The sequence below is a fragment of the Azospirillum sp. TSH64 genome, assembly GCF_003116035.1.
GTDB lineage: Bacteria > Pseudomonadota > Alphaproteobacteria > Azospirillales > Azospirillaceae > Azospirillum.
Genome location: NZ_LGQW01000015.1, coordinates 6,071,698 through 6,097,455, shown reverse-complemented (window position 1 = coordinate 6,097,455; position 25,758 = coordinate 6,071,698). Strand labels below are relative to the sequence as shown.

The following is a 25,758-nucleotide window of genomic DNA, read 5'->3' as shown; positions in this document are numbered from 1 at the left end:
CTATGCCCGCCGCGCCATGGGCCGGACTCAGGAGGCCGGCGGCTCCCCCCAGCCGGGGACGGTGTCCGCGCCGACCAGCGGACGGCGGAAGCCGCCGCCGGCGATCTCCGCCCGGATCCGGTCGGGGGTCATCGACACCACCCGCTCATACTCGGCGGTGTTGTGGGCGTACCAGGGGTTTTCCGTGACCGAATTGGCCGACCGCGCATGGCTGAGATGGAGCAGCGGCCCCAGCGTCCGCTCCACCCGCTCGCCCAGCAGTTCCAGGCGGCGGTAGATCTCGAAATCCTCCCAGCCCCAGGAGACGAATCTCTCGTTGAAGCCGCCGAGCCGGTCGAACACCCGGCGGGCGAAGAAGACCGAGCCGCCGTAGGAGTTCTTGTAGAGCATCTCGTTGCGCGGATCGAACAGGTCGATCTGGGTCACCGCCAGCGTCCGCTCCACGCCGGGCACGAAGTCGGGGGCGACGTCGAAGAACAGGCCGTTGAACGGGCAGGCGAGCGCCGCGCCGTCATGGACGGCCTGCCGGGCCAGCACATACTGGGTCGGCTCCACCAGAACGTCGGTGTCCTGCACGACCAGGATCGGCGTGGCCGCCGCCGCCGCCATGAGGTTGATCTGCTTGGCCTTGTGCGTGTAGGGGCTGTCGTTGCCGGTCAGGTGGACATAGCCGTAGTCGGCGGACCCCAGCCCCAGTTCGGCCATGATGCCGGGGACGTCCTGGCGCTCCGGATTGTCCTCGCAGATCAGGATGTTGGTGTCCAGATACCGCCGCAGATAGGTGACCAGGATGCGCAGGTTGCGCCTGCGGTCCGGGGATTCGATACGGCAGGGCACCAGGAAGGTGACGTCGCGCAGGTCCAGCCGTCCGCCACGGCGCAGCGGCTCGCGCAGCGCCTGGTGGCGGGAGGCGAGCGACAGGGCATGGTCGAGCTGGGCCGCCAGCCCCTCATCGTTCGGCAGCAGCGACGCCGCGGTCTCGTAACAGTCGGCCGCGGTCCCCCAGCGGCCGGTCCACTGCATCATCTCGCCCAGCCGGATATGGGCCTGCGGCCGGTCGGGCCATTTGGCCAGGACCTTGCGGTAGGTGGCCGCCGCCGCCCCCAGCCTGCCCTGCATCTGCTGGGCGTAGCCCAGGTTCGACATCGCCTCCGGCTGGTCGGGCACCGCCACGAGGATGCTCTCGTAGACGGCCTCGGCCTCGGCCAGCCGTCCGGCATGGTGGTGCTCGACGGCGATGCGGAAGGCTTCTTCGAGGGTCGGCATGAAAGCTCCGTCGGGGCAATCCATCTGCCGGGCCGTTCGGGCGCGGGCAGGACGGCCGCTTACTTACCGCAGCCGCAATCGCGATGCACGGCCGAAGACAAACCGGCGGACCGGCGTCCCGCGCTCCTCACAGGCCGTATGCCCGCAGGATTTCGTCCCGCTTCGCGCTGTAGGGGCTGTTGCCGTGCTTTCCGGCGAGCGCGCCGGTCAGGACGAGCGGCAGCGCATCGGGGGCACGCGGCGGCAGGACGCTGTCCGGCCAGGCGGCGTGCGCCATCTCGCTCCCCAGCAGCTGCGCGGCGCGTTCGACGCAGGCGAACAGGGCGACCTGGTCGATCATCCAGATGTAGCAGCGGGCGAAGTTGGTCCGCAGGAAATCCGCGATCATCAGCAGCGTCAGATAGCCGCTGCGGCTGTGGCGGAAATAGACGAAGGAGGCGTTGTAGCGGCTGCACAGCGGCTCGCCGCGATAGTCGGTGTGGGCGACGTCGGCGGTGCCGGCGAGCCTGACGATGTCCTCCGGCTTCTCGCGGAACAGCACGTCGGCATCGCAGACGATCACGTCGGCCTTGTGCAGCAGCATCGCCTCCGCCGCGATGAGGAAGCGGGAGGACGCGTAATAGGGCTTGTCGATGGCCTCCCCCCGCAGCGCCCAGCGCTCGTGCGAGAAGGTGACCGGCATGGCGCCGACGATGCCCCGCAGCCGCTCGATCAGCTGGGCGACCTCCGCATCGCCGTTGACGATGTGGTAGTGGACGGCCACCGCCGACCCGAGCGCGTGGAGGTTCAGGATCTGCGCTGCGGCGTAGCGCTTGAAATAGGCGCCGTCCACCGACACCAGCACCACATGCCGTCCGGCCGGGGCGAAGGGCGGCGCCGCATCCGCCTGGGCCAGGGCCTGGGCCGCCCGGCGGAAGGACAGGGACGACAGGTCGATGACGCAGAGCCCGTCGCTTGCGTATTTTCCCTGCCGGAACAGGGCTTCGCCGAGCCAGAGATGGAAGATGGCGTTCTGGCAGCCGGCCGCGGCGCGGCCATGGACCTCCGCCAGGTCGGGGCGGCCGGCCTCGTTGAACAGGAAGGACAGGTTGGCATGGACCTGCGGCCGCAGGGGGGATGGCGCCGCCCGTTCCAGCGCCCGGCCGAGCAGGTCGATGCCCTGCCGGGGGATGGCCGGATCGCGTTCGAGGACCCCCATGCCGGCATAGGCCAGCCGGTGCGCCAGGGCGAGATACAGGGCCTCGTCATCGGGCCGGCAGCCGATCAGCGCGTCGGCAAGCCGGCCCCTCTCCACCCCGTCGCCGATCCGGGAAATCAGCAGCGCCATGATGTCGTAGAGGCGCTGACGGTCGCCGGCCGCCTCGATGGCGCAAAGCTCGCGGTCGAGGGCGGCATGGTCGATTGCGCAGGCCGCGGCGATGCCGCCGATCACCTGCCGGAATTTCTGCTGATCCATGCGCAAACCCGCCTGCGTTAAGGTGCGTGCCGAAGCTGAGGGCCGAAGATGGCTCTTTGCCCTGCTCCCCCCGACGATGCAAGAGCCCCTCGCTCCGGGGCCGGGCCAATGCCGAGAAGGTCGGGGCCGCCGGTCACAGGGCGTCCAGCCCGCGCAGAAGGCCGATCAGCCGGTGGGCGGCGGACCGCCAGCTGAAATTCTCCAGCAGACGCTCGCGGGCGGACATTCGGGTGCCGTCGGGATCGTCGATGACCGCGCGCAGCAGCCGGGCGGCTGCCTCCTCGTCGGGGGTCCACCAGTCCCGGCCGCGATAGCCGTCCAGGGCGGGGGTGACGCGGCTGGGAATCATGTGGGCCACCCGGCCGTCCAGATAGGCGCGATAGGCGCTGTGGTCCGGGGCCAGCAGGGTCAGCCCCATGGCGCCGGCCTGCGCCATCGGCAGGTCCCAGCCCTCGCCATGCGACATGCTCCAGTAATGGGTGGCGGTGGCGTGGAGCGACATCATGTCCGCATCCGACAGCATGCCCTCGATCAGGAACAGAGGGGCTGCCTGCTCCAATGTCCGGCCGATCTCCGCCGTCAGCCGGACCAGAAGATCGCGGATGCTGCCGGACGCCCCTCCCCCCTTGCCGGCCTTCAGCAGCAGGGCGGCGCCATCCTCCGCCCGCGTCGTGCGCAGCCACACCCGCAGCAGCCCCTCCAGGTTCTTGCGGCTGTTGAGGTCGGAAATGTTGAGGATGCGCACCGGATAGTCGGTCATCCGGCGCCCGTTCAGGCCAAGGAAGGCGGCGGGCGCCACCCGGCCGGGCTCCAGCGGTTCCACCCCTTCCGGGCAGACATGGACGCGGCCGGCCGGATGGCCGGCATTGAGCCATGCCTGGCGGGAGGAGTCGGTGGCGACGACGACATGGTCGTGGCGCCGGCTGTGCGTCGCCCACAGGGGCGGAATGTCGAGCGCCTCGAACACGGTGTAGTTGATCGTCTTCAGGTTTGGCACCGCCTCGACCACCAGCGGCGTGGTGAAGCTCAGCACCGCCTTGGCCCGCACCGGCCGATCGAGCGTGTGAAGGAGCGGATCGATCTGATCGTCGGGCAGATTGTCGACATCGTCATGGTTCAGGTCGACCAGCCGGATCCGCACTCCGGCATCGACCAGATGGCGGACGAACTGGCGGACCTTGTGGGCATAGCCGCTGTTGTCGCGGAAGGCGCCGCGGACCACCAGCCCCGGCGGCAGCGACGGGTCGGCGGCATCGCGGGCGATCCCGCGGGCGGTGGCGCCTCGCTCCAGTGCCCGGCGCAGCCGGGATGCGAATGCGCCGCCCGCCTCCAGGGCGGCGGCGCGGCGCAAAATCCGTTCGGCCTCGTCCAGCCGGCCACGGGCGAGCGCTTCGCTTCCCAGGGTGATCAGCGTCACGCCGCAGTCCGGCTCCACCTCCAGCTTGCGGCGGAAATGCCCGATGGCCTCGTCGAGCCGCCCCGAATCCTGCAAGGCGCGCGCCTGGTTGAAGAGGGCGGGGGCAAGGGTGGGAGCCAGCAAGAGCGACCGCGCCATCAGTGCAATCCCCTCCGCCTCGCGGCCGGCACGGCGCATTTGCAGCCCCAGCAGATGCAGGGAGTGCGGCTCGGCCGGCTCCACCGCCAGGACGTCTCGGTAGAGCGCCGCCGCGCGCTCCGGCTGGCCGCCGTTGTGAAGGGCGACGGCCTTGGTCAGGATATCGTGGATGGAAGGCATGGCCTGTCGGGAAAAACCGGGAATCGAGGCGCCGGTGCCGTCACCGGCATCGGTCGGGGAGTTGGCGGGGAAACTGGCAGAAAAGTTGGCAGGGGAGTTGGCGGGAGGCCGCCGAGGCCGGCCTTCAATCTAGGGGCGGCTCCGGCGTCCTGCCTGAATCGCGCGCCGGGCTGCGCATCGGGTTCTTGGGATCGAACAGGCCGAGGCGTTGCAGGGTCTGTGCGAAGCCTTCGGTCAGCATGGTGATTCGGTCGCTGATCTCCGCGATCTCGCGGGCGGAGATGACGGGAGCGTCGGTGGAGATGCGGCCATGGGCGCGATAGTTCAGGCGGATGGCGACATCGTCGGTCTCGCCCTGGATCCAGGAGCCGTGCAGGATCTTGTTGCGCTCCCGCCCCAGCTCCAGCGCCTCGTCGCAGCGGGCGATCAGGGCCTTGGCCTCGTCCGCGGGCAGGCGCAGACCGGCGATGGACTTCAGCGCATCGAAGCGCGCCTTGATCTGCATGTTGGAGGCAATCGGCAGGAAATCAGTGTGATCGGTGCCGAGAAGGCGCGAGATGCACAGCGAAACCATGTCTTCCAACTGCGCCCAGGACACGGCGATCATGCCGATCGCACAGTACATCTTCACGCTGAGGGGGCCCAGCCGGACCGTCCGCGTCGTCATAGGCCACCCTTGGCATCCCAAGCCCCGCCGCCGGGGCACAGGACCGAAAATAGGCTTTCCCGGCGGTCTGGGAAAGCCGTCATTGCGCGGCTTGCAGTTGACAGGCCCCCGCGATCCATAGGATGCACTGGCCGCTGCACATGGGGCACGCGCGCAGGGTCCGCCCCGTCCCGTCACCGTCGACGCGCATCATCGGTCACGCAAAGGTATTCCGCCCATGGATTCCCAGGCCACCTCCGCCCCCTCGCTGCACGGCTGCCTCACCGCCGCCATCGACGTCCTGCGGCGCACCATGGACAGTCTGGATCCGGCGCGGGTCGAGGCGGCGGTCGATGCGGTCGCCACCGCGCTGGGCGCCAACCGGGCGCTGCTGGTCTGCGGCAACGGCGGCTCGGCGTCGGATGCCCAGCACATCACCGGCGAACTGGTCGGCCGTTTCCTGAAGGAGCGCCGCGGGCTGAAGGCGATCTGCCTCAGCTCCAACGCGGCGGTCCTGACCGCCTGGAGCAACGACTATTCCTACGACAGCGTCTTCGCCCGCCAGACCGAAGCCTATGGCGAGCCGGGCGGCGTCCTGCTGGGCATCTCCACCAGCGGCAACTCGCGCAACGTGATCGCCGCCTTCGAGGTGGCGAAGCGGCTGGGCATGACCACCATCGCCATGACCGGCGAGGGCGGCGGCAAGATGGCTGCCTTGAGCGACATCCTGCTGGACGTGCCGTCGCGCTCCACCCCGCTGATCCAACAGGTCCACATCTGCCTGTACCATTACCTGTGCGAACAGGTCGAAGCCCGGCTCGCCTGAGCGCGTTCATGACCGCCCCCGTTCAGGAAACGCTTAAGCGGCAGGCGCTGGAGGCTTTCAACGCCGGGCGCCTGGAGGAAGCGGCAGCGCTTTGCCGCGCCCTGCTGGCGCAGGACGGCACGGCCGCCGACGTCTGGAACAACCTGGGCGTCATCCTGTCCGACCTGAACCAGCCCGACGGGGCGGCGGCGGCGCTGCGCAAATCCCTGGTCCTGAGGCCGGATTACGACAAACCCTGGGTCGGGCTGGGCAGCAGCGCCTACGGCGCCAACCGACTGGACGAGGCGGTCCGGCGCTGGACCCGGGCGATTGCCGCCAATCCGCGGCAGGACACCGGCGTCTGGTTCAATCTGGGCGTCACCCACCAGATGCGCGGCAATGCCGATGCGGCGGCCCTGTGCTTCGACCAGGCCGAACGGCTGTCTCCCGCCGACCCGCTGATCGCCAGCCAGCGGCTGCTGTGCCTGAACTACCTGGATCTGTCCGGCGAGCGCCTGTTGGCCGAACACCGGCGCTTCGACGAGCGGTTCGGCCGGCAGGACGGCAGGCTGCCGACGGCGGCACCGCACGCCAACCGGCCCGATCCGGAGAAGCGGCTGCGCATCGGCTACCTGTCGGTCGAGTTCCGCGAGCATCTGGGAGCCTATTTCCTGACGCCCCTGTTCGAGGCGGCCGACCGCAGCCGCTTCGAGATCGTCTGCTATTCGATCCTGCCGGACACCCATGCCGACGCCCACACCGCCCGCTTCAAGGCGCAGGCCGACGGCTGGCGCACCGTGGGCCATCTCGACGACGAGGCGCTGGCGGCGCAGATCCGTGCCGACGGCATCGACATCCTGGTCGACCTCGCCGGCCATTCGGGACTGAACCGTCTGCCGATGCTGGCCCGGCGCCCGGCGCCGGTGCAGGTGACCTGGCTGGGCTATCCCAACGGCACCGGCATGGATTCGGTCGACTACCGCATCGTCGATCCGATCAGCGACCCGGTCGGCCCGACCGACACCCATGCGGCGGAAATGCTGGTCCGGCTGCCCGCCCCCTTCCTGTGCTTCCGCCCGCCGGCCTCCGCCCCGCCGGTGGTTCCGCTGCCGGCAGGCGCCAGCGGAACCGTCACGTTCGGGTCCTTCAACAAGCTGTCGAAGATCACCGACGGCACCGTCGCGCTGTGGGCCGAGGTTCTGCGGCGGGTGCCGGACTCCCGCCTGCTGCTGAAGGACCGGCCGCTGTCCGACCCCGGCACCGCGGCGGCGATGCGCGCGCGCTTCGCCGCCGCCGGCATCGACCCGGCCCGGCTCGACCTCGTCGGCTTCATCAAGGATGCCGCCGGCCATCTGGCCGCCTACAACCGCATCGACATCGCGCTGGACCCGCACCCCTATAACGGCACCATCACCACCTGCGACACGCTGTGGATGGGGGCGCCGCTGGTGACGCTGGCGGGCAGCCGGCATGCCGCCCGCGTCGGCGCCAGCCTAATGGCCGCCGCCGGCCTGCCCGAACTGGTCGCCGGCACCCCCGAGCAATACGCTGCCATCGCCGCCAGTCTGGCCGGCGACCTGACCCGGCTGATGCGGCTGCGCAAGGGCATGCGCGAGCGGCTGCGGGCATCGGCGCTGTGCGACGAGGGGCGCTTCATGCGCAATCTGGAAACCGCCTACCGGCTGATGTGGCAGCGCTGGTGCGATCGGCGCCGGTCAGACAGTCAGTCCACAGGCGGCTGATCCACAGGCGGCCGATTTACAGGCGGTTGGCCCGCGGCCGGCCAGGCGAAGCCGCCCATCCGGTCCTTCGCCAGCCGCTGGAAATGCAGGAAGGTGAAGGGAACCGGGGCGCCGCCGTCGGTGCGGGTGCAGACCGGAATGCCGTCCGTCCCGAAACGGACGCTCTTCAGCCCATCGCACATGGCGAAGCAGCCGTCCGCATCGCGGATGTTGTGGTCGAAACCCTGGGCGATCAGACTTCCCTGCTCAAGGAAGCGGGGATCGGCGGCGGCGATCTCCATCAGCAGATGCATGTCGCTGACATGCGGCCGGCCGCCGATGCGGAAACGGTCGCCCAGGGCGTGCAGCCTCGGCTTGTCGGCGAAGATCTCCACGAAGCGGTCGCAGAAGAAGCCCAGCGCCTCCGGCCCCTCGAAGCAATTGGCCCAACTCCAGTTCCCGGCGATCCGCCCGGCGAAGGCGGCGGCGAACCGCTCCGCCGGGCGATAGAGCATGACGTCGCTGTCGAACACGCAGAAGCGTCCCAGCCCATGGCGAACGGCGAACTCTTGCGCGAAGAACCAGCGCCCGTAGCACATCGCCTCGTAGCCTTCGCCATTCACCGAAAGATGCTCGTACACCGCGTCGAAGCGGGGGTACGAGCTGATGTAGAGGCGGATGTCGGCCTGATGGACCGCAAAGGGCAGGTCGCGGATCTCGTCGATCAGCAGGATTACCGGGCTGTCGGGCGAGGCAAGCGCCGCCTGCCTCAGCGCGATGTCGACAACGGCCTTGTGGCCGATATGGACGAACAGGATGGGAATGCCGGGCTTGTCGAATAGGAGGTTGGGCATGGAAGGGCGGCTTCGTCTCACGGCAAGGGCTGGCATGGTAACCGTCCGCGGCGGCGGGAGGAACCGGTCTGTCCGCACCCTGCCTTGCCCCCTGCCCCCTGCCCCCTGCCTGGGCCGCCCTGCCTGCCCCTTGCTTGACAAGCCCGCCCTCCGGCTTTTACCGATAGCGCCGTCTTCCCCTTCCACCACATCGGACCGCCGCGATGAGCGAAGCGCCGTCTTCTTCCCCCGTCCCCGACACCGCATCCGCGGTGCACAGCGGGTCGGCCGACCGCTTCGGCTATGAGTGGGGCCGCTATGCCGAGCTGAAGGGTATCTACGAAGAGCAGTTCCGCCGCTGGACGCCTTTCCTCAAGCCGGAAGACTGGCGCGGCCTGACCTTCGTCGACGTCGGCTGCGGCATGGGACGCAACAGCCATTGGCCGATGAGCTATGGCGCGGTCGGCGGGCTGGCTATCGACATCGACGAGCGTAGCTTGGCGTCCGCCCGCGCGACGCTGGCGCCGCATTCGGCCATGGAAGTGCGCCGCCAGAGCGCCTATGAGTTGAACGAGGTGGAGCGCTTCGACCTCGCCTTCTCCATCGGCGTCATCCACCATCTGGCTCATCCGGAAACGGCGCTCGCCAACATGGTGCGCGCGGTGAAGCCCGGCGGGCGGGTGATGATCTGGGTCTATGGCCGCGAGAACAACGGCTGGATCGTCCGCTTCGCCGATCCGCTGCGCAAGGCGCTGTTCAGCCGCCTGCCGATCGGGCTGGTACATGCGCTGTCCCTGCCGCCGACCGCGCTCTTGTGGCTGGCCTTGCGGCTGGGACTGGACCGGCTGGAATATTTCCGCCTGATCCGCCGCTTCGACTTCGCGCATCTGCGCTCGATCGTCTTCGACCAGATGCTGCCGAAGATCGCCAACTACTGGACGCACGCGGAGGTGGAGGCGCTGATGACGGGTGCCGGGCTGGAGGACGTGCAGCTCACCTGGGTCAACGAGATCTCTTGGGCGGCGATCGGAACGAAGACCCACGACTGATCGCTTTGATTGGGTTTCATCCAACCGGCACCGCTTCAATTCGCGTCCACCAAGCGTCACGCCAGCCCCTTTGCCTGCTTGTATCCTCCGTCCTCACGGCCGCGCGCGGCCGATTCTTCCAACGTTTTTCGGCCACACGGATCGCGGCTGCGGCACGCTCGGCCGCCCCTGGCGCCACATCCGGGCGCTCGGCGTCCGGCAGGCCCCAATAGTCGAAGCTGCCGGTCATCACCGCAACGACGCGACGCATCTCGACCCGGACCAGATCGCCGGCTTCGCACGCGGTGTCGCGGTGCTCTGACGGACACAGGCCGGCGTCGACGGCCTGGGTCAGCGCGTGGGTGCTGCGGTCGAGGCTGGTTGCGATAGCCCGCAGCTCACGGAACGCCGCGCGCAGCGCCTCCACCTCCACCGGGCTCCATTGTGGCTGGCCCATCAGGTGCACCAGGGCCAGCGAGTGCAGCCAAGTCGCCGGGCTGGTGCCGTGCGCCCGGGCTGCCTCGGCCAGGGCCGCACGCTAGGCGTCCTTGAACCGGACACCGACTTGGTGACCTCGGCGCGGCCGGCGTCTGACCGTCCATCACCTGGAGGATGAGCTGCCGCAGCGCGGCCGAGGCGCCCCCCGCCCCCATCGGTCTGTAGCGCCCAGGCCTGGAACCGCTCGGCCAGAGCGGCGTCGACATAGCCTCCGACCATCTTCTGCCCTCCTTGCCCTTCCTCCATGCTCCCGATGTCCCCAAAGACCCGCCTGCGTTTGCACCGTGCAAAACCCGCGATGCACGCCGCTTCCCCATAATACTGAGTCTCTTATGAAATGACTTTCTGGAGCCAAAGCGGGAAGCAGAGGGATTTGATGCGGCCGGTTTCGGCGATGAGGGCGTTCCAGGCGTCGCAGCAAGCGTCGATGATGGCGCCCTGATCGGGAAAGACCCGCAACGACATCAGATTCTCGCGCAAGAAGAGCCAGACTCGCTCGACTAGGTTGCATTCGGGCGAATAGGGCGGCAACGGCACGAGGGTGAGGTTGTTGGGCACGACCAAGCTCTTGCTGGCGTGCCAACCGGCGCCATCGAGGACCATGACGGCGTGGTCGTCCGGGGCCAGGGTGGTGGCGAAGTCGGCGAGGAAGCGGCTCATGGCGATGGTTGACACCGTCGGCAGGACGAGGGCCAAGCCGTCCCCCGTTGTGGGTTCAACGGCGGCATAGAGATAAGTCCAGTCGAACCTCTGGTCGCACAGGCCAGGGGGACGCTGGCCCTTCAGCCACCAGCGATGGCACAGCCACCCCTTCTGCCCAAAGCGCGCCTCATCCTGGAAAAACACGCGCAGGCCCTTGCCCGGGTGCGCTTCGGCGGCCTCCTTCAGGGCGCTGCGAAGCCCCCTTTTTTTGAAGCTCTCCTGCGCTTTGCTCTCGGCTTCAGGTGAACGGGCCTTCTGGCGCGACAAGCCCAGCCGTCGCAACGTTCGCCCGACGCTGTGCGGATGAAAGGTTTTTCCGGCGCTCCTAAATGTCTAAACAACTTGGTGGATGCACCACTTAGACGTGGCTGGATATTGGACGCCGATACTGGCTGGTTTTTGGAAGCCGATTGATAGAAGGAGGCGCACCACGGCCTCAGAGGGGCACAGGTGCGCCGTTGGAGTGTAAAAATACGGCACAGGCCGCATCCGTCATGTTGCTGTTCGGGTTGCAAACAGCAGAAACTAATACACGGCGATGTGCCCTTAGGGCAGCAGACCGTTGCCAAATTTCACCGCCAGGATGATCAAACCAACGATAGCCGAGATGATGGCGATCGTGCGGTTGTTCTGCCTATTCATGGTCGCCAAATCCAGCGCCGTGTTTTTGATTTCAGTACGGAGGTGTGCCTCGGCTTCTTTGCAACGGCGGTCGACCCCCGTGAAGCAACCGTCGAGTTTGAGGTCGGCGATGTCCATCCGATGAAGAATGGCATCGATGCCTTTCCTGATCTCGGCCATATCGGATTGCATCCGCTGCCTCTCCTTGCATAGCTCGTCGAGAACCACCTTGAGCGCCTCTGCGGAGGCATCCACATTCTGTATGCCTGCCGTCCGAAGAGCCCGTGCATAGGCCATGGTATCCATCACGGTACCTGATCTCCTGGAAAATGGAACGGCTGTTGCCGTTTTCCAGTTGGTGAGAGGGCGTTGTCACGTTAACCCGACCGGAGGCAAGGAGAGGGGTTAGCAGTGCCCCAAAGACACCTGCTACGCAATTTGGCGGGCGCACGTCTCCTATTGCCAGAGGGCGAAAGCCTCAGCCCGGTGGGCCCGATATTCTGAAGCAGTCATGAGGTGGCAACGCGGATAGCAATGCTGGTGAATAGGTCCATGGGGCTAACAGGAACCGCTGAGCTTGGCGCGGTGATACGTGATCGGGGATGACCTACGCTTCCAAATCGATGACCGCAACAGTCCGAGATCGCGGTTGCCGTCCTTGTCCTGAACCGCATGCTCCACCTCGGACGCTGTCCGCGTTGTGTGATCAGGAACACCAACCCGCCAGCATCAGCTTTTGCTGCCTCCATGCAGCAGCGTCGCTGGCCGACGGTCCCATCAGCGTACGCGATGAATGCGGTGTCGTGCTTTCGTCGCAGCCAATCAGCGTAGGCGCGCGCCCAGGTAGACTTGCCGGTGCCGCCCTTGTCGCTGATCACGAGAATGAGTTTCTTGGACATCACATAGTCTCCTGAAATGCGACGTTGTCTGACGCTGTGCCAGCTCCATTGTGAGAGCGTCTGGCAACACATACCGGTGACGCCGGCGCGGTGGTTTGAAGGTCTGCAGGCACCGGTGATGCCGGCGATGTGGTGGGAAGCGAAGGGACTGTGGGAGACGCCTGAGCGGCAGACATGTCCACCATCGCGCCTGCATTTTGTTCTGAGGGCAATACCTCGCCGGCTGCCGAAGGCGACGGCGCTGAGGCATTATCGACGCCGGTGCCACCGGACATCGACGGCAGTTCTGCACTCTGTGCAGGACCTGAGCCAGTCTCGTGTGGTTGAGGCCGTGCACCTGCATTGCGTGTTCGTCGGCGGGCAGTCTTAGGCCGTGAACCGCTGACATTAACGTCGTCGGCATCGAAGTAGCGCCGAATGGTTTTCACAGAAACACGCGTGAACACTTCGTCTAGATCGCGCAGTATCTCGACGGCGTCATCGAGTGAGTAGCCGTTGTTCAGCGCCGCATCGATCTTTGGACGAAGACGCTGAATCGCCCCGCTTATCGGTATGTTCTCGGGCTCTTTTGGTGGCAACTGGCTTAGCCGTTCTGCTGCCTTATCAACGACAGCGATGGTCACATAGTGTATGCGAGCGGGCATGTGTCAGACACCGAGTTCATGATTAACATGATCGGGAGACTAGGGTACCGACCCGAGCAAAGTCTCCCCTGAGAAGGTTGCCCGTGAGTGCACATTGCGGCCGCATAAAGGCCCAGTGCATCGTGCTTGCCAGTCGCCATAGAGAAATGCGAGTGAGCATATCAAGGCCACCGTTGCGGGCGGGGCGGCTATCAGCAAAGCGTGACCACAAGCCCGCATCCCGTCTGCGTGCGCTCCATCGTTTGCGCCAACCGATGGTGCACAAGCGGCCACACTGGGCCGCATGACTCAAAGAGTAGCGCCGGGCCTAGCGATCCAGTGCCACCGGTCTGCTGACCCGGTTGTGTCGTCTGTACGAACGGTAGAAGCGCCCTCATCCGTCGTGACTGCAACGCCGTCGCGCGAGAAGGCCGTCAGACAAAGGCACATATCAAGCAACCGGCGTACACGACAGTGGAAAGCGCAATAACAGCGTTACACCGGACAGTACAGGGCGCATGTCGCCACCGGTCAGTATCACGGTGGAAGGCTCCATTATAACGGCGTTCGCGACACCAATGGACGCCGTTGCGCCGTCCTTTCGGCCGAGTAGGCGACGGCCTGCAGACACGTCGGTTGCAAAGTGGAGCGCCAACGGGATGTGCATATGGCGCGGGGAGACGCGCTATAACGAGCAAACGGAACCCCGCCGGCGTCACGCGCCCGTCATCAGTGGCGACGGTATAATTGCCGCATCGTGGAGTGATTGGACCTAAGGTTTGCAATGAACAATGGCGTTGGCAGAATGCGGTGTTCGCGCCGTTGCTGTCGTCTGTCATGCCATCAAGCGACCGCGTATTCCGACAAAAGGCGAAGACGTGCGGGCGCCGTCAGTGGCAACGTGGGTGCTTTAGCGGCACGCATCCTGGATTGAGCATGATGCAATGGCGGCACCCATGCGAACAGCAAAAAAGCTCTCGTCAGTGTACGAGTGTGCGTTCCAAAAGGGGATGTAGCCGTAGAGCCAGCGCCGTATATGGAATGAGCCCCGGCCAAGTCGTGTATGGAATGAGCCCTTCCACCAATTCATATATGGAACAAGCTCCCCTTGTTCCATACAATTAGGAGTATGGTATATGGGAGGGGATACAGAAGCAGCAGGAAGGGGTGCGACCGATGCCAACCGAGGACGTCTATTGGGCGATATTGGCAAACGTCGAGCAGGAGCAGCAGCGCCTGTTGGCGGAAGCCAGGGCAGTGGAGGCGCAGGTCCGCCTCGTGCATTTCGAGGCCCGAGACCGGCGGGATAGTAGCGAGTGGGGGAGCTATCTGCCCTACATCAGAGAGTTGGCGTCTGGGGTAGGGTGCTACTGGGCGGTCCTAACGTTTTACGGGCCACTAACCAAGCGGAAGATGCGCCTGAAAGAATTTGGGCGGCGGCAGAAGTATCGCTACTCGCCGTCGCAGTTTCCGAAGGCGAGAGGGTGGGAGATTGACGAGATCATCCGGGCGGAAAATGTCTTCGAGAAGATTCGGAGACGCACAGCGCTGTTGGGCACGATCGTGCAGATGGTGAAAGGGACCGGCAGCGCGGAAGGGGTCGTGTTTACGAAGGAGCCGCCTCGGGACCTTGCGGCGAGCACCACGGGTGTGTACCAGAGCGTGCTCGAAGGCTGGCAATCCCCTGGGCGGTTGAACGCTGTGTTGGACAACGAAAGCTAGTTGGGACAGGGGTTGCATTTCCAGGAAGCCTTCCGCCAACCTAACATGGCCGCAACATCCGGCTCGGGCAGGATCGCGCCACGCCGAAGGGCCCCTCCGGCGCCAAGGTCCGGTCCGGAGACGCCGCGGCCAAGAGTAAGCGGTGTTTTCAGGCCACGGCGGTTTCGGCCTGCCGGGCATAGCTCCAGGGCAGCAGTTCATCGAGCCTAGTGATTGGATGCCCGTCGGCGAGTTTAGTCAGGACATCGGCGAACCAGGTCTGCGGATTGACGCCGCTGAGCTTGCAGGTTTCCACCAGCGACGCGACGGTGGCCCAGTGTTCACCGCCGCCGTCGCTGCCGGCGAACAGAGCATTCTTGCGCGTGAGGGCCAGCGGGTGGATGCTGCGTTCCACGCTGTTGCTGTCGATCTCCCCCCGGCCGTCGTCGAGGAACAGCGTCAGCCCCTCCCAGCGGCTGAGCGCGTAGCGGATCGCCTCGGCCAATGTCGATTTGCGCGACACCGTCGCCAGCTGCTTTTCCAGCCACGCCTTCAGTTCCGCAATCAGCGGCGTTGAGCGGGCCTGGCGCTCCCGGCGGCTCGCCTCGGGGTCACGGCCGCGGATCTCCGCCTCCACCGCGTACAGCTGGGCGATGCGCCGCAAGGCTTCGCTGGCGATCGGCGCCGAACCGCCGGTCTGGAGATCATAGAAGGCCCGGCGGACGTGCGCCCAGCAGAAGGCGAGGCGCACGGCTCCGCCCTCGGCCAGTTTGCGATAGCCGGCATAGCCGTCGACCTGGAGCACGCCGGTGAATCCCCGCAGGTGTGCCACTGGCCGTTCCGCCTTGCGATCAGGAGCATAGACGTAGGCCACCGCCGGCGGCTCCGGTCCGTTCCAGGGGCGATCGTCGCGCGCGTAGGCCCAGAGCTGGCCGGTCTTCGTGCTGCCCCGTCCGGGGTCGAGCACCGGCGCCGTTGTCTCGTCAGCAAACAGCTTGCCCGACGCCTTCAAGTTGGCCAGCAACCGCTCATGCAGGGGCCGCAGGTACCACGCCGCCCGACCGACCCAGTCGGCCAGGGTGGAGCGGTCGAGATCGACACCCTGGCGCGCGTAGATCTGGGCTTGGCGGTAGAGCGGCAGGTGATCGGCAAACTTGGACACCAGCACGTGGGCGATCAGCGCCTCGGTGGGATGCCGGCGTCCACGATGCGCGCCGGCGCCGGGGCTTGCACGACGCCCTCCTCGCACTGGCGGCAGGCGTATTTCGGTCGGCGGGTCACCAGCACCCGGAAGCGGGCCGGGACGAGGTCGAGACGCTGCGAGACATCCTCGCCGATGGGGTGCAGCGTGCCGCCGCAACACGGGCAGGTCTTGTCGGCGACATCGATGAGAATCTCCTCGCGTGGCAGATCGGCCGGCAGGTTGCCGCGGTTCACCCGACGCCGTGGCGGCGAAGGGGCCGGCTTGGTCGCCGCGGAGCCGGCGGGCTCGGCCTCCTTGGCAGCCAGCGTCTGCTCCAGGTCCTCCAAGGCCAAGGCCAGCTGGTCCGGATCAAGGCGCTCGGCCCGGCGGCCGAAGCGATGACGCTGCAGCTCCCGGATGATCTGGCGCAGACGGGCGATCTCCTCCTCGGCCGAGAAGCGGGCCGCCGTCAGCTCCGCGGCATGCCGGAGCCGTTCGGCCAGCAGCAGGGCACGCAGTTCGTCAGGATCGCTGGGAAGGGTTTCAGGCGCGGTCGTCACGTCCACCAGTATAACGGCGGCTTGTGCAGTCCTCGCCTGCGAAGCGGTGGCCGAGTCGCTGTGTCGCAGCTCAACCGGCGGACGTCGGCCGAGGCACCCGCACGCCCCGTACCCGGGTCCAATCCAGACCCTCCACGAGTGCCGAGAGCTGAGCCGGGGTCAGCCGGATCACGCCGTCGCGGATCGCTGGCCAGCGGAACTGGCCGGCCTCCAATCTCTTCGCGACGAGAACCAGGCCGGTGCCGTCCCAATGCAGGAGCTTGACCCGATCGGCTCGCTTGGAGCGGAAGACGTAGACGACCCCGCTGAAGGGATCCGCCCCCATCTGCTGCACCAGGGCGGCCAGCCCATCCATGCCCTTGCGGAAGTCGACCGGCTTGGCGGCGACCAGGACCCGCACCGCGCCCTCGATGCCGATCACCGCGACGCCCTCACCGCGCGCAGCACCGCCCTGACGGTGGCGCCGTCCATGCCGGCCGGCACGCGCACCATCGCATCGCCGATCTGCACCTCGATGGCCGGGGGCTCCTTCGGCATCGGCGTGGCGGAGGACGGTGTGGTGTCCAGCACCACTGGGGCGAACACCATGCCCTCCTGGGAGCGGCTGGCGGTGCGCGCTTCCCGACGCCAGCCGAACACCTGCTGAGGCCGCAGTCCATGACGCCGGGCCACTTCGGAAACCACCGCTTCGGGCACCGCCGCCTCGGCCAGGATCCGCGCCTTCTCCTCCGGCGACCAGGTCCGGCGGCCTACATCGCCCGTGATTACTTCCATGCGGCGCACCTGCACGGGCTCCGGGTCAAGCGTAAGGTCGAGCGTAGACACAAACCGTTCTCCCGATCATGCGATCCGGGAGACTCGCTCCGCCTTGATCCCGCCGGAAGGTGGGGACAGAACACCGCATACGGCCAAGACGCCGGAAGCGATGGTGAAGCTGACCGGCCGCGCCTGGGGCGTTGCCGGCCATCTGCTCGCCCAATTCGACTACATCACCCGCAACGGCAGCCTGCCCGCTGAAACCCACGACGGCGAGTGCATCACCAAACGCGCGCGGCTGCTCGCCCTACACGACGACTGGCTGCTGGCCAACGCCGTGGGGGCCGGGATGCGGCGAATGCCGCGCAGAGCGTCGCCCTCACGCTGTCCATGCCGCCCGGCACCCCACCGACCGGGTGGAGACCGCAGCGTGGCGGTGGGCGCACGACACCTTCGCCGGCACCCACGACTGGGTCATGGTCCGCCACGACGACACCGGACACCCCCACGTCCACATCGCGGTTCGCGCGGTCGGTGCCGACGGCCGGCGGTTGGCGCCAGGTCCCGCCGACCTCCAGCATTGGCGCGAGCGGTTCGCGCTTGAGCTGCGGCGCCTCGGCGTGGTGGCTGAGGCCCCCCCGCGCCGCCCGCAGCCGGCTGCGCAACACCGCCCCCCAACCACCCACGAGGCGCGCCAGCACGGCGCTGTGTCACACGCAGCCGACAGCGGCCCCAACGCACCGCCACCACTGCTGACCGACGAGAGCCGTGATCGTCGAGGGCGGCGGGGTCTCGCCACCGTTCCACGGAACACGCAAGACGGTGAGCGAGACCCTGTGTTCCCCTTTCCCACCCGGTCCGGTGGCACGCAGGGGCTGGCTAGCCCCGAACTCCCCCGATCCCGTCCACGGGGCCGGGGGTGACCCCTAGGCCGTAGACTCATAATCCCTGGCACCATAGCCTGACGGCGACGAGCTTCACGGCCACCAGGAAATTTTCGGGTCGTTTGTCGTATCGGGTGGCGATACCTCTGAACTGCTTGATCTTGTTGAAGAACCTTTCGACAAGGTTCCGCTGACGATAGACCCAGGACGAGAAGACGAAGCTGCCCTTGCGGTTGGTTTTGGGCGGAATGTTGGCCCAAGCCTTCCGCCCGGCGGCTTTGGCGCGGATGGCATTGCTGTCATAGCCTTTGTCGGCCAACAGGATGGCCCCCTCGCCAAGATCCTCCGTCAGGGCGTCGGCTTCGGTGCAGTCGGCAACCTGCCCGGCAGTCAGGCGCAGACGGACGGGGCGGCCTTCCGCATCGACGAGCGCGTGGATTTTGCTGGTGAGGCCCCCACGGGAACGTCCCATGCCGCCATCGTCTCCAGCCCCCTTTTTCCCGTGGCAGCGTGCTGGTGCACGCGAACACAGCTGCTGTCGATCATCACGATGTCGCCGTCGTAGGCTGCCGATACCGCTTCCAGAAGCCGATCCCAGACCCCGGCCTTCCGCCATCGCACGAACCGGTTGTAACAGGTCGTCGAAGGACCATACCGTTCCGGTATCTCCGCCCAGGGCGATCCGGTGCGGAACCGCCACAGAATACCATTCAGAACCCGGCGATCATCCACACGCCGCACACCGCGCGGCTTGTTCGGCAGTAGCGGCGATAGGATCGACCATTCCTGGTCCGTGAGTTCGTCGCGGCGGCGCGTCATCAAGGGCTCCTTCGGGAAACCCTTGAATCACGACACCACTCTCTAGGCCAAGACGATTTATGAGTTTACCGCCTAGTTTGGCGCCACAAGCCTGATCCGCTGTTTAGACTTCGCGCACCTGCGCTCCATCGTCTTCGCCCGGATGCTGCCGAAGATCGCCAACGACTGGCGCCGCGAGGAGGTGGAAGCGCTGATGACGGGCGCCGGCCTGGAAGACGTGCAGCTCGCCTGGGTCAACGAGATCTCCTGGGCGGCGACCGGCCGAAGGCCGCAGGGGAAAAATCCCGGAGGCCACAGGAGTAAGGTCCCTAAGGTCACAGGGGTAAATCAAAGAAGTGAAAGCGGCAGCCCTTTATTGCTGACGGCCGGGGTCTTGGGTTAAGAAGCCCCGGTTCCGCGCCACCGGTCATTCGCGCGGTCAAGCGTTGTGGACCAAGCGTTGGGGGTTGCCATTTCCGAGTTCTCGCCGGCCTTCGTCCAGGCCTACAACACCGGTGCGGCGCTGTTCCAGGCCGGCCGTTTCGACGAGGCGGCCACCGTCTACCGCCGCCTGATCGACGAAAACCCGGACATTGCGGCACCGCGTGGCGCCACCCTGCATGGTGCGCTGGGCCTGTGCCTGCGCGCCTCCGGCCGGCCGGCCGAGGCGATGGAACCGCTGCGCCAGGCACTGCGGCTGAAGCCCGACCATCTGGACGCGCTGAACGCGCTGGGCGGCATTCTGCTGGACCAGCGCCACATCGAGCATGCGCTGATCGCCTTCCGCGAACTGGCGAGGCTGAAGCCCGACTATCCGGGGGCGCTGCTGACGCTAGGCAACCTGTTCATGTTCAGCGGCGACGGCGCGCGGGCGCGCGCCGTCTACCGGCTGGCGCTGGCCGTCGAGCCGGACGTGGCCGTCAATCACAACAACCTGGGCGCCGTCAGCCTCAGCCTCGGCCATCTGGCGGACGCGGCTCTGACCTACCGCCGGGCGCTCGCCATCGACGTCGGCAGGCCGGAATACCGCAAGAATCTCGGCACCTGCCTGCTGATGGCCGGCGACTACGCCAACGGCACCGTCGCCTATGAGGGCCGGCTGGAGCAGGGGGTCTGGCGCAAGCGCAACATGCCGGGCGTCCTGTGGCAGGGCCAGCCGCTGGCGGGCAAGACCCTGCTGGTCCATTTCGAGCAGGGGCTGGGCGATTCCTTCCAGTACATCCGCTATGCCGGCGTGCTGAAGCGGATGAGCGCACGGGTGCTCTACGAATGCCAGCCGGCGCTGAAGCGCGTGCTGTCGACCGCCCCCGACCTGGACGGGCTGTTCGCCTTCGGCGAACCGCTGCCGGCCTACGATTACCACATCTCGCTGATGAGCCTGATGAACCGGCTCGGCACCACGCCGGACAGCGTCCCCGGCGGCGTGCCCTATCTGCGGGCCGAGCCGCAGCTGCAGGCCGGCTGGGCGGAGCGGCTGGACCGGCTGGAGGGCGGCAATCGCCCGGCCTTGCGCATCGGCATCAACTGGCACGGCAACGAGACCGGCAAGTCGATCCCGCTGGAGTGCTTCGAGGCGATGGGGAAACTCTCCGGTGTCCGGCTCTACAGCCTGCAGAAGGTGTCGGGCCTCGACCATCTGGAGCGGCTGCGCGACCGGGTGGCGGTGACCGAGCTGGGAGCGGATTTCGACGCCGGACCGGACGCCTTCCTCGACACCGCCGCGGCGATGGCCAACATGGACCTGATCGTCACCTGCGACACCTCGGTCTGCCATCTGGCCGGCGCCATGGGGCGGCCGACCTGGGTGGTGCTGAAATGGTTCGCCGACTGGCGCTGGATGCGCGACCGCCTCGACAGCCCCTGGTATCCGACCATGCGCCTGTTCCGACAGGCGAGATCCAACGACTGGGCCGAGGTGATGGCCAGGGTGACGGCGGCCTTGGCGGCCGAGGCCGGAAACCGGACAGGCGTTCTCGCCGGGGAGGCGGGGCGATGACCCTGAACGAAGCGCTCCGGCTAGCGCTGGACCATTTCCGGGCCGGCCGTGCGGCCGAGGCGGAGCAGGTGTGCCGGGCGATCCTGAACGCCGTTCCCGACCAGGGCGAGGTTACCCAGCTGCTGGGCACGGTGGTGATGATGCAGAACCGCCCGCAGGAGGCGGAGACCATCCTGCGCCAGTCGATCGCGATTCGTCCCGATCTGTCCGACAGCCACAGCAATCTCGGCACCGTGCTGCAGTCGCTGGGCCGCATGGGCGAGTCCCTGGCCGCCCACGACCGCTGTGTCCAGCTGACCCCCGGCACGCCGGAGGGCTACGTCAACCGCGGATCGACCCGGCTGGCGCTTGGCGACCGCAACGGGGCGGCGACCGATTTCGCCCGCGCGCTCCGGCTGCGGCCGATCGACGTGCTCGCCGCCGCCAATCTCGGCGTGGCGCTCCGCGAGGGGCAGCGGATGGCCGAGGCGATCCGCGCCCTGACGCGGGCGCTGGTCATCGAGCCCGGCAATGGCGAGGCGATGCTCGGCTATGCCCACGCCCTGCGCGAACTGAGCCGCCTGGGCGAGGCGGAGACCGCCTATGCCCGCGCGGTGACGCTGACGCCGGCCAAGACCGAAGCCCTGTGCTACCACCTCTACCTCAAGCAGACGCTGTGCGCCTGGGGCGATTACGACCGGCTGTGCGCCCGGGTGAGGGAGACCATCGACCGCGACGGCGGCGTCGTCATCCCGCTGGCCACCCTGTCGATCGAGACCACGCCGGCCCAGCAGGACCGCTCGGCCCGGCTGTTCTACGACCGCCTGGTCAAGCGCGCCTCCACCCCGCCGATGCCGGCGCGGGCCACCCCCAGGCCCGACGGCCGGCTGCGCATCGCCTATGTCTCGGCCGATTTCCACGAGCATGCCACCGCCTATCTGGCGGCCGAGCTGTTCGAACTGCACGCCCGCGACCGCTTCGAGGTGCTGGCCTATTCCTACGGCCCCGACGACGGCAGCGCCATGCGCCAGCGGCTGGTGAAGGCCTTCGACCGCTTCCGCGACATCCGCAGCGTGCCGCTGGACGCCGTCGCCCGCCGCATGGCCGACGACGGCGTCGACATCATGGTCGACCTGAAGGGCTATACGAAGCAGACCCGGCTCGACCTGCTGTCGCGCCGGCTGGCGCCGGTCGAGGTCAGTTACCTGGGCTATCCCGGCACCATCGGCTGCCCGCACATGGATTACGTGATCGGCGACCGCTTCGTCACCCCGCCGGAGCACCAGCCCTTCTATGCCGAGCGGCTGGCGATCCTGCCCGACGCCTACCAGATCAACGACCGCCACCGCCCGCTGCCCGACGCGGTGCCGTCGCGGGCCGACTGCGGCCTGCCGGAGGACGGCGTCGTCTTCGCCGCCTTCAACACCGCCTACAAGATCAGCCCCGCCATGTTCGCCCTATGGATGCGCATCCTGAAGCGGGTACCGGGATCGGTGCTGTGGCTGTTCGAGGCCAACCCGCTGGCTGCCGGCAACCTGAAGGCCGCGGCCGAGGCCCAGGGCGTCGACCCGGCCCGGCTGGTCTTCGCCCCGCCCCGCCCGCTGGCCGCGCACATCGCCCGCTACCGCGTCGCCGACCTGGCGCTCGACACCCTGCCCTATACCGGCCACACCACCACCAGCGACGCGCTGTGGGCGGGCTGCCCGGTGGTGACCTGCCTGGGCGAGACCTTCGCCTCCCGGGTGGCGGCGAGCCTGCTGAACGCCGCCGGCCTGCCGGAGACGGTGACGCGGTCGCTGGCCGACTACGAGGATCTGGCGGTGGCGCTCGCCGGCGATCCCGACCGGCGCGCCGGCTTCCGCAAGCGGCTGGAAGAGGGTCGGATGACGGCGCCGCTGTTCGACAGCCGCCGCTTCGCCCGCAACCTGGAACACGCCTATCAGGTCATGTGGTCGCTGCACCAAGCCGGCCGGCCGCCCCAGGGGTTCATCCTGCCGGCCGGCTGAGCCCGGACCGGGACGAGGACACGTCCTTAGTCCCGGTCCGCTTTCCGCCGCAGGCCTATCTAAGCATGCATCGTCGCGCAACGACCGTGTTTCAAAGTTGCAACTTGATGCAAAATCCCTAACCAGGTCGTAAGCAACTTTGCTAGCATACCGCTTAAGGATATTCCTTTGTTGGTATGGCTGACGCAATGCCGAGAAATACTTTGGTCTCTAAATTTCTTTTGACCGTTTCCACATCCCCGACGGTCTACGGGTTGAGCCTGCTCCGGTGCGCTTCAACGCGCCATCGCCCTTGCCGCGGGCGGGCCGCCGTGCCGGGAGAGGCGCGATGAACGCGCTCAGTCCGTTCAGGGCCGTCGCCCAGGAGAGTGCCACCTACCAGGGCCGGCTGGAGTTCGTGACCAGCCGCAAGATCTACGGCTGGCTGCACAACCAAAGCAACCCTGCCAAGGAATGTCTGGTCGACCTGTACGTCGACGGCCGTTTTCTCGGCACCCATGCCTGCAACGAGCATCACAAGGCGCTGACCAACCTGTCCGGCCGCAACGGCTTTCTCGCTTTCAACATTCCCCTGCCCGAGGGCCTGCTGTCGACCGAGGACTGCTGCGTGGACGTCAAAATCCACGGGACGGCGGCGTCGATCCCGGGCGCTCCCCTCGTCACCAATCTCCGCCGGGCGGTTATCGACAAGGCGCTGTCCGGCATGACGCCGGAGCGCCAGGCCTTGTGCGTGAACGCGCTGTCCAAGGCGGCCAGCCAGACCAAGCGCGGACGCGACCGGGCGGAGGATGCGCGGCTGATCCGCCCCGCCGAGGGCTTCGAGGGGGCCGAGCTGACCGTCGGCGGTTTTCTGGCGCACCAGCTCCACCGCTTGCAGGAAGCGCCCAATTTCCATCTGCGCAGCGCCGCCGACCTGACCCGTTTCCTGGTGCTGCACGCCGAGCGCTTCGGCTTGGCCGATCATGCCTGGTGCCCGCTGCCGGCCGACGTGACGGCCTATCTGGCTTCGGGCGACGAGGACGCCGCCGGCAACTTCCGCTCGCGCCTGTTCTCGGCCTACCAGCCGGCGGCAGGAATGGCGGCGGACAGCGGGACGGACGCCTTGTGCGATCTGACCCACTGGATGTTCGGCAAGGCCCGCCTCCCCAAGCAGGCGTTGGCGCCGCGGCATGTGGAGGAGCTGAATGCACCGGCTGGGATCGACCGCCATGGGCTGATCTCGCGCTTTTACGCCGGCATGCATGGCCGCGACCCCGATCTCGCCGCCGCCTTCGATCTGCAGGACGACCGGACGCTGTTTCTTCTGCTGCTGGCGATCTCGCTGTGGCTGGTGCGCTGGAATCTCGACGATCTGTTCCTGACCCCGGAGGTGCGCGCCCTGCTGGACGCGCCGGTCCGGCATGAAGGGCAGGTCATGACCGGGCTTGCCTATTTCTACGCGCGGCTGGGCGTCCCGGGGGCGCAGAGCCTGAGCCTTTCGGCGCTGTGCCAGCGGCAGCGCGCGCCGGTGGTGCGCCACCTGCCGCGCACGGCCCAGGCCAAGGGCGTCAACCTGTTCGGCTATTTCGACGGCGGCACCGGCATCAGCCGCAACGCCCTGTTCTCCCGCGATATCCTGCAGGACACCGGCTTCGGCGTGACGATGCCGATGATGGCCGTACCCGGCCGCCACACCGGCGAGGAGCTCTACCCGGTCAACCTGATCCATTTCGGCCTGCTGGGCGCGCCGGGCGACATGATCAACCATGGGCTGGAACGCTTCGCCGGGGCCTACAACATCGGCTTCTTCCTGTGGGAGACCAGCACCCTGCCCCGCTCGGCCCATCTGACGCTGGAGCTGATGGACGAGCTGTGGACGATGTCGAGCTTCTGCGCCGACGCGCTGGCCCAGCATTTCAGCGGTCCCATCCATGTCGTGCCCAACTGCGTCGACGAGCGCGTGCTGAAGGCCGCCGCCGGCGAGCGGCCGAAGGCCGAACCCTTCACCTTCTATTTCTGCTTCGATGCCCGCAGCTGGTACACGCGCAAGAACCCGCTGGCGGTGGCCCGCGCCTTCCGGAAAGCCTTCCCCCGCGAGACCGGGGTGCGGCTCGTCCTGCGCATCCGCTATCGGCAGGCCAGCCGGGGCGTCGCCGACCTCGCCCACAAGCTGGAGCTCGACCGTCTGGTCGGGAGCGACCCCCGCATCCTCGTGCGCGACCGCGAGCTGTCATACGCCGATTCCCTGGCCGAGATGCGCGCTTGCGACGCCTATGTCTCGCTGCACCGGGCGGAAGGCTTCGGCTACACCATGGTGGAGGCGATGATGATGGGCAAGCCGGTCATCGCCTCCCGCTATTCGGCCAACCTCGATTACATGAGCGACGAGACCGCCTTCCTGGTCGGTGGCCGGGAACGCTATCTGGAGAGCGACGAATATCTCGGCGTCACCCCCGGCGCCCGCTGGTTCGAGCCCGATGTCGGCCTGGCCGCCGAGGCGATGCGGCAGGTGTGGGAAGATCGCGGCGAGGCCAGACGGCGGGCGACGGCGGGCATGGCCGTCGCCCGCAGCCGCTTTGCCCGCCCGGTGCTGCAAGACCTCTATGCCTCCCGGATTCATGCCTTGTTGGAAAGCGGCGTCTCAGCCATGGCGGAGGCATGATCGCCCGACAAGCCCTGCGACCGCATGCCGCAGGGTGGCTCCCCGGAGCCCGCCATACCCTGCCAATTCAAGATGAGACTTGGCGGAAGCCTCTTTAATCCTTCGCTCCGCGCCTCTCCCCCACCTACAGCGGCTCTCTCATGCTCCCCCGCCCTGCAAACACAATATCCTTAACCGAAGATTGAGAAATCTATATTTGGTGCGCTTGTATTGTCACATGAGTTATACAACCACACAATAAGGTTGATTTTCTTTTTGTCCTTTGGCTATAGACCGATCAGGAGTTACCCTGATATTCCATTTGGCGTTCCCATCCAAGGTTGGGGACTCGGAATAGGAACTTGGCACTGACTGCCACGGCTGGATCAGAGGTGATGGAGGTCGGTCACTGCATCCTCCGGTATGTCATCCGGAGGGATCG

At 67.1% G+C, this 25,758-nt stretch carries 18 protein-coding genes and 2 pseudogenes; 8 read left to right on the top strand and 12 right to left on the bottom strand.

The genetic code is table 11. The features are described from left to right. Positions 1 to 27 precede the first annotated feature (27 nt). From TSH64_RS28985 to TSH64_RS28970, 4 genes are all read right to left on the bottom strand, one after another. Positions 28 to 1,266, bottom strand: a complete 1,239-nt coding sequence (locus TSH64_RS28985; protein ID WP_158285307.1) for a glycosyltransferase family 2 protein — start codon at positions 1,264 to 1,266, stop codon at positions 28 to 30. Positions 1,267 to 1,393: 127 nt separating this feature from the next. Then, positions 1,394 to 2,722: a hypothetical protein gene (locus tag TSH64_RS28980; RefSeq protein WP_109095126.1), complete on the bottom strand. Its 1,329-nt coding sequence runs from the start codon at positions 2,720 to 2,722 to the stop codon at positions 1,394 to 1,396. Between the two features lie 133 nt (positions 2,723 to 2,855). Next, complete coding sequence (locus tag TSH64_RS28975) at positions 2,856 to 4,457, bottom strand: tetratricopeptide repeat protein (protein ID WP_109095127.1); 1,602 nt, start codon at positions 4,455 to 4,457, stop codon at positions 2,856 to 2,858. Between the two features lie 124 nt (positions 4,458 to 4,581). Beyond that, the gene (locus tag TSH64_RS28970; RefSeq protein ID WP_247872667.1) at positions 4,582 to 5,124 is read right to left on the bottom strand and encodes a hypothetical protein; all 543 of its coding nucleotides are present in this window, start codon (positions 5,122 to 5,124) and stop codon (positions 4,582 to 4,584) included. Positions 5,125 to 5,341: 217 nt separating this feature from the next. On the opposite strand from TSH64_RS28970, the gene TSH64_RS28965 reads away from it, so the two are divergent. Beyond that, the gene (locus TSH64_RS28965) at positions 5,342 to 5,929 is read left to right on the top strand and encodes an SIS domain-containing protein (protein WP_098734555.1); all 588 of its coding nucleotides are present in this window, start codon (positions 5,342 to 5,344) and stop codon (positions 5,927 to 5,929) included. An 8-nt stretch (positions 5,930 to 5,937) separates the two neighbouring features. Then, complete coding sequence (locus TSH64_RS28960; RefSeq protein ID WP_109095128.1) at positions 5,938 to 7,650, top strand: tetratricopeptide repeat protein; 1,713 nt, start codon at positions 5,938 to 5,940, stop codon at positions 7,648 to 7,650. Here the strand turns inward: TSH64_RS28960 and TSH64_RS28955 are convergent. Then, a complete protein-coding gene (locus tag TSH64_RS28955; RefSeq protein WP_109095129.1) occupies positions 7,632 to 8,483 on the bottom strand; it encodes a hypothetical protein in 852 nt (283 codons plus the stop codon). The two genes, TSH64_RS28960 and TSH64_RS28955, sit on opposite strands and share 19 nt — an antisense overlap. A gap of 203 nt (positions 8,484 to 8,686) precedes the next feature. Between TSH64_RS28955 and TSH64_RS28950 the strand changes: the two genes are divergently transcribed. Next, positions 8,687 to 9,511: a class I SAM-dependent methyltransferase gene (locus TSH64_RS28950; protein ID WP_109095130.1), complete on the top strand. Its 825-nt coding sequence runs from the start codon at positions 8,687 to 8,689 to the stop codon at positions 9,509 to 9,511. A 16-nt stretch (positions 9,512 to 9,527) separates the two neighbouring features. Here the strand turns inward: TSH64_RS28950 and TSH64_RS28945 are convergent, their stop codons facing one another. From TSH64_RS28945 to TSH64_RS28935, 3 genes and pseudogenes are all read right to left on the bottom strand, one after another. After that, entirely contained in the window at positions 9,528 to 9,947 is a 420-nt protein-coding gene (locus TSH64_RS28945) for a hypothetical protein (RefSeq protein WP_146207951.1), read from the bottom strand. Positions 9,948 to 10,318: 371 nt separating this feature from the next. Then, positions 10,319 to 10,996, bottom strand: a pseudogene (locus TSH64_RS28940) (IS630 family transposase); the annotation flags it as partial. A gap of 240 nt (positions 10,997 to 11,236) precedes the next feature. Further along, positions 11,237 to 11,620 (bottom strand): hypothetical protein, encoded by a 384-nt coding sequence (locus TSH64_RS28935; RefSeq protein ID WP_146207952.1) that lies wholly within the window; start codon positions 11,618 to 11,620, stop codon positions 11,237 to 11,239. 2,389 nt (positions 11,621 to 14,009) lie between these two features. Between TSH64_RS28935 and mobI the strand changes: the two genes are divergently transcribed. After that, complete coding sequence (gene mobI / locus TSH64_RS28930; protein WP_109095134.1) at positions 14,010 to 14,555, top strand: conjugative transfer protein MobI(A/C); 546 nt, start codon at positions 14,010 to 14,012, stop codon at positions 14,553 to 14,555. Between the two features lie 148 nt (positions 14,556 to 14,703). On the opposite strand, the pseudogene TSH64_RS28925 reads toward mobI, so the two are convergent. From TSH64_RS28925 to TSH64_RS28905, 4 genes and pseudogenes are all read right to left on the bottom strand, one after another. Beyond that, positions 14,704 to 16,277: pseudogene (locus TSH64_RS28925) on the bottom strand (IS66 family transposase). Positions 16,278 to 16,347: 70 nt separating this feature from the next. After that, positions 16,348 to 16,698 (bottom strand): IS66 family insertion sequence element accessory protein TnpB, encoded by a 351-nt coding sequence (tnpB, locus tag TSH64_RS28920; RefSeq protein WP_109095135.1) that lies wholly within the window; start codon positions 16,696 to 16,698, stop codon positions 16,348 to 16,350. After that, the gene (locus TSH64_RS28915) at positions 16,695 to 17,051 is read right to left on the bottom strand and encodes a transposase (protein ID WP_109450337.1); all 357 of its coding nucleotides are present in this window, start codon (positions 17,049 to 17,051) and stop codon (positions 16,695 to 16,697) included. The genes tnpB and TSH64_RS28915 overlap by 4 nt, the downstream gene beginning before the upstream one ends. A gap of 921 nt (positions 17,052 to 17,972) precedes the next feature. Next, a protein-coding gene (locus TSH64_RS28905; RefSeq protein ID WP_109095138.1) for an IS5 family transposase occupies positions 17,973 to 18,736 on the bottom strand; the annotation gives its coding sequence in 2 pieces (ribosomal slippage) (positions 17,973 to 18,406 and positions 18,406 to 18,736; 765 coding nt in all). 142 nt (positions 18,737 to 18,878) lie between these two features. Between TSH64_RS28905 and TSH64_RS36040 the strand changes: the two genes are divergently transcribed. The 4 genes from TSH64_RS36040 to TSH64_RS28885 all read left to right on the top strand — a co-directional run bounded on the left by TSH64_RS36040 (position 18,879) and on the right by TSH64_RS28885 (position 25,337). After that, positions 18,879 to 19,118 (top strand): hypothetical protein, encoded by a 240-nt coding sequence (locus TSH64_RS36040; RefSeq protein WP_199237384.1) that lies wholly within the window; start codon positions 18,879 to 18,881, stop codon positions 19,116 to 19,118. 57 nt (positions 19,119 to 19,175) lie between these two features. Beyond that, a complete protein-coding gene (locus TSH64_RS28895; protein WP_247872671.1) occupies positions 19,176 to 20,711 on the top strand; it encodes a tetratricopeptide repeat protein in 1,536 nt (511 codons plus the stop codon). Next, complete coding sequence (locus TSH64_RS28890; protein ID WP_109095140.1) at positions 20,708 to 22,696, top strand: tetratricopeptide repeat protein; 1,989 nt, start codon at positions 20,708 to 20,710, stop codon at positions 22,694 to 22,696. Before TSH64_RS28895 ends, TSH64_RS28890 begins: the two co-directional genes overlap by 4 nt. 328 nt (positions 22,697 to 23,024) lie before the next feature. Then, entirely contained in the window at positions 23,025 to 25,337 is a 2,313-nt protein-coding gene (locus TSH64_RS28885; RefSeq protein WP_109095141.1) for a glycosyltransferase family 4 protein, read from the top strand. Positions 25,338 to 25,758: the final 421 nt, after the last annotated feature.

Coding starts and splice junctions, on each gene's coding strand:
- TSH64_RS28985 (WP_158285307.1), bottom strand. CDS start 1,266: ATGCCGACCCTCGAAGAAGCCTTCCGCATCGCCGTCGAGCACCACCAT.
- TSH64_RS28980 (WP_109095126.1), bottom strand. CDS start 2,722: ATGGATCAGCAGAAATTCCGGCAGGTGATCGGCGGCATCGCCGCGGCC.
- TSH64_RS28975 (WP_109095127.1), bottom strand. CDS start 4,457: ATGCCTTCCATCCACGATATCCTGACCAAGGCCGTCGCCCTTCACAAC.
- TSH64_RS28970 (WP_247872667.1), bottom strand. CDS start 5,124: ATGACGACGCGGACGGTCCGGCTGGGCCCCCTCAGCGTGAAGATGTAC.
- TSH64_RS28965 (WP_098734555.1), top strand. CDS start 5,342: ATGGATTCCCAGGCCACCTCCGCCCCCTCGCTGCACGGCTGCCTCACC.
- TSH64_RS28960 (WP_109095128.1), top strand. CDS start 5,938: ATGACCGCCCCCGTTCAGGAAACGCTTAAGCGGCAGGCGCTGGAGGCT.
- TSH64_RS28955 (WP_109095129.1), bottom strand. CDS start 8,483: ATGCCCAACCTCCTATTCGACAAGCCCGGCATTCCCATCCTGTTCGTC.
- TSH64_RS28950 (WP_109095130.1), top strand. CDS start 8,687: ATGAGCGAAGCGCCGTCTTCTTCCCCCGTCCCCGACACCGCATCCGCG.
- TSH64_RS28945 (WP_146207951.1), bottom strand. CDS start 9,947: ATGGGCCAGCCACAATGGAGCCCGGTGGAGGTGGAGGCGCTGCGCGCG.
- mobI (WP_109095134.1), top strand. CDS start 14,010: ATGCCAACCGAGGACGTCTATTGGGCGATATTGGCAAACGTCGAGCAG.
- TSH64_RS28915 (WP_109450337.1), bottom strand. CDS start 17,051: ATGGAAGTAATCACGGGCGATGTAGGCCGCCGGACCTGGTCGCCGGAG.
- TSH64_RS36040 (WP_199237384.1), top strand. CDS start 18,879: ATGCTGCCGAAGATCGCCAACGACTGGCGCCGCGAGGAGGTGGAAGCG.
- TSH64_RS28890 (WP_109095140.1), top strand. CDS start 20,708: ATGACCCTGAACGAAGCGCTCCGGCTAGCGCTGGACCATTTCCGGGCC.
- TSH64_RS28885 (WP_109095141.1), top strand. CDS start 23,025: ATGAACGCGCTCAGTCCGTTCAGGGCCGTCGCCCAGGAGAGTGCCACC.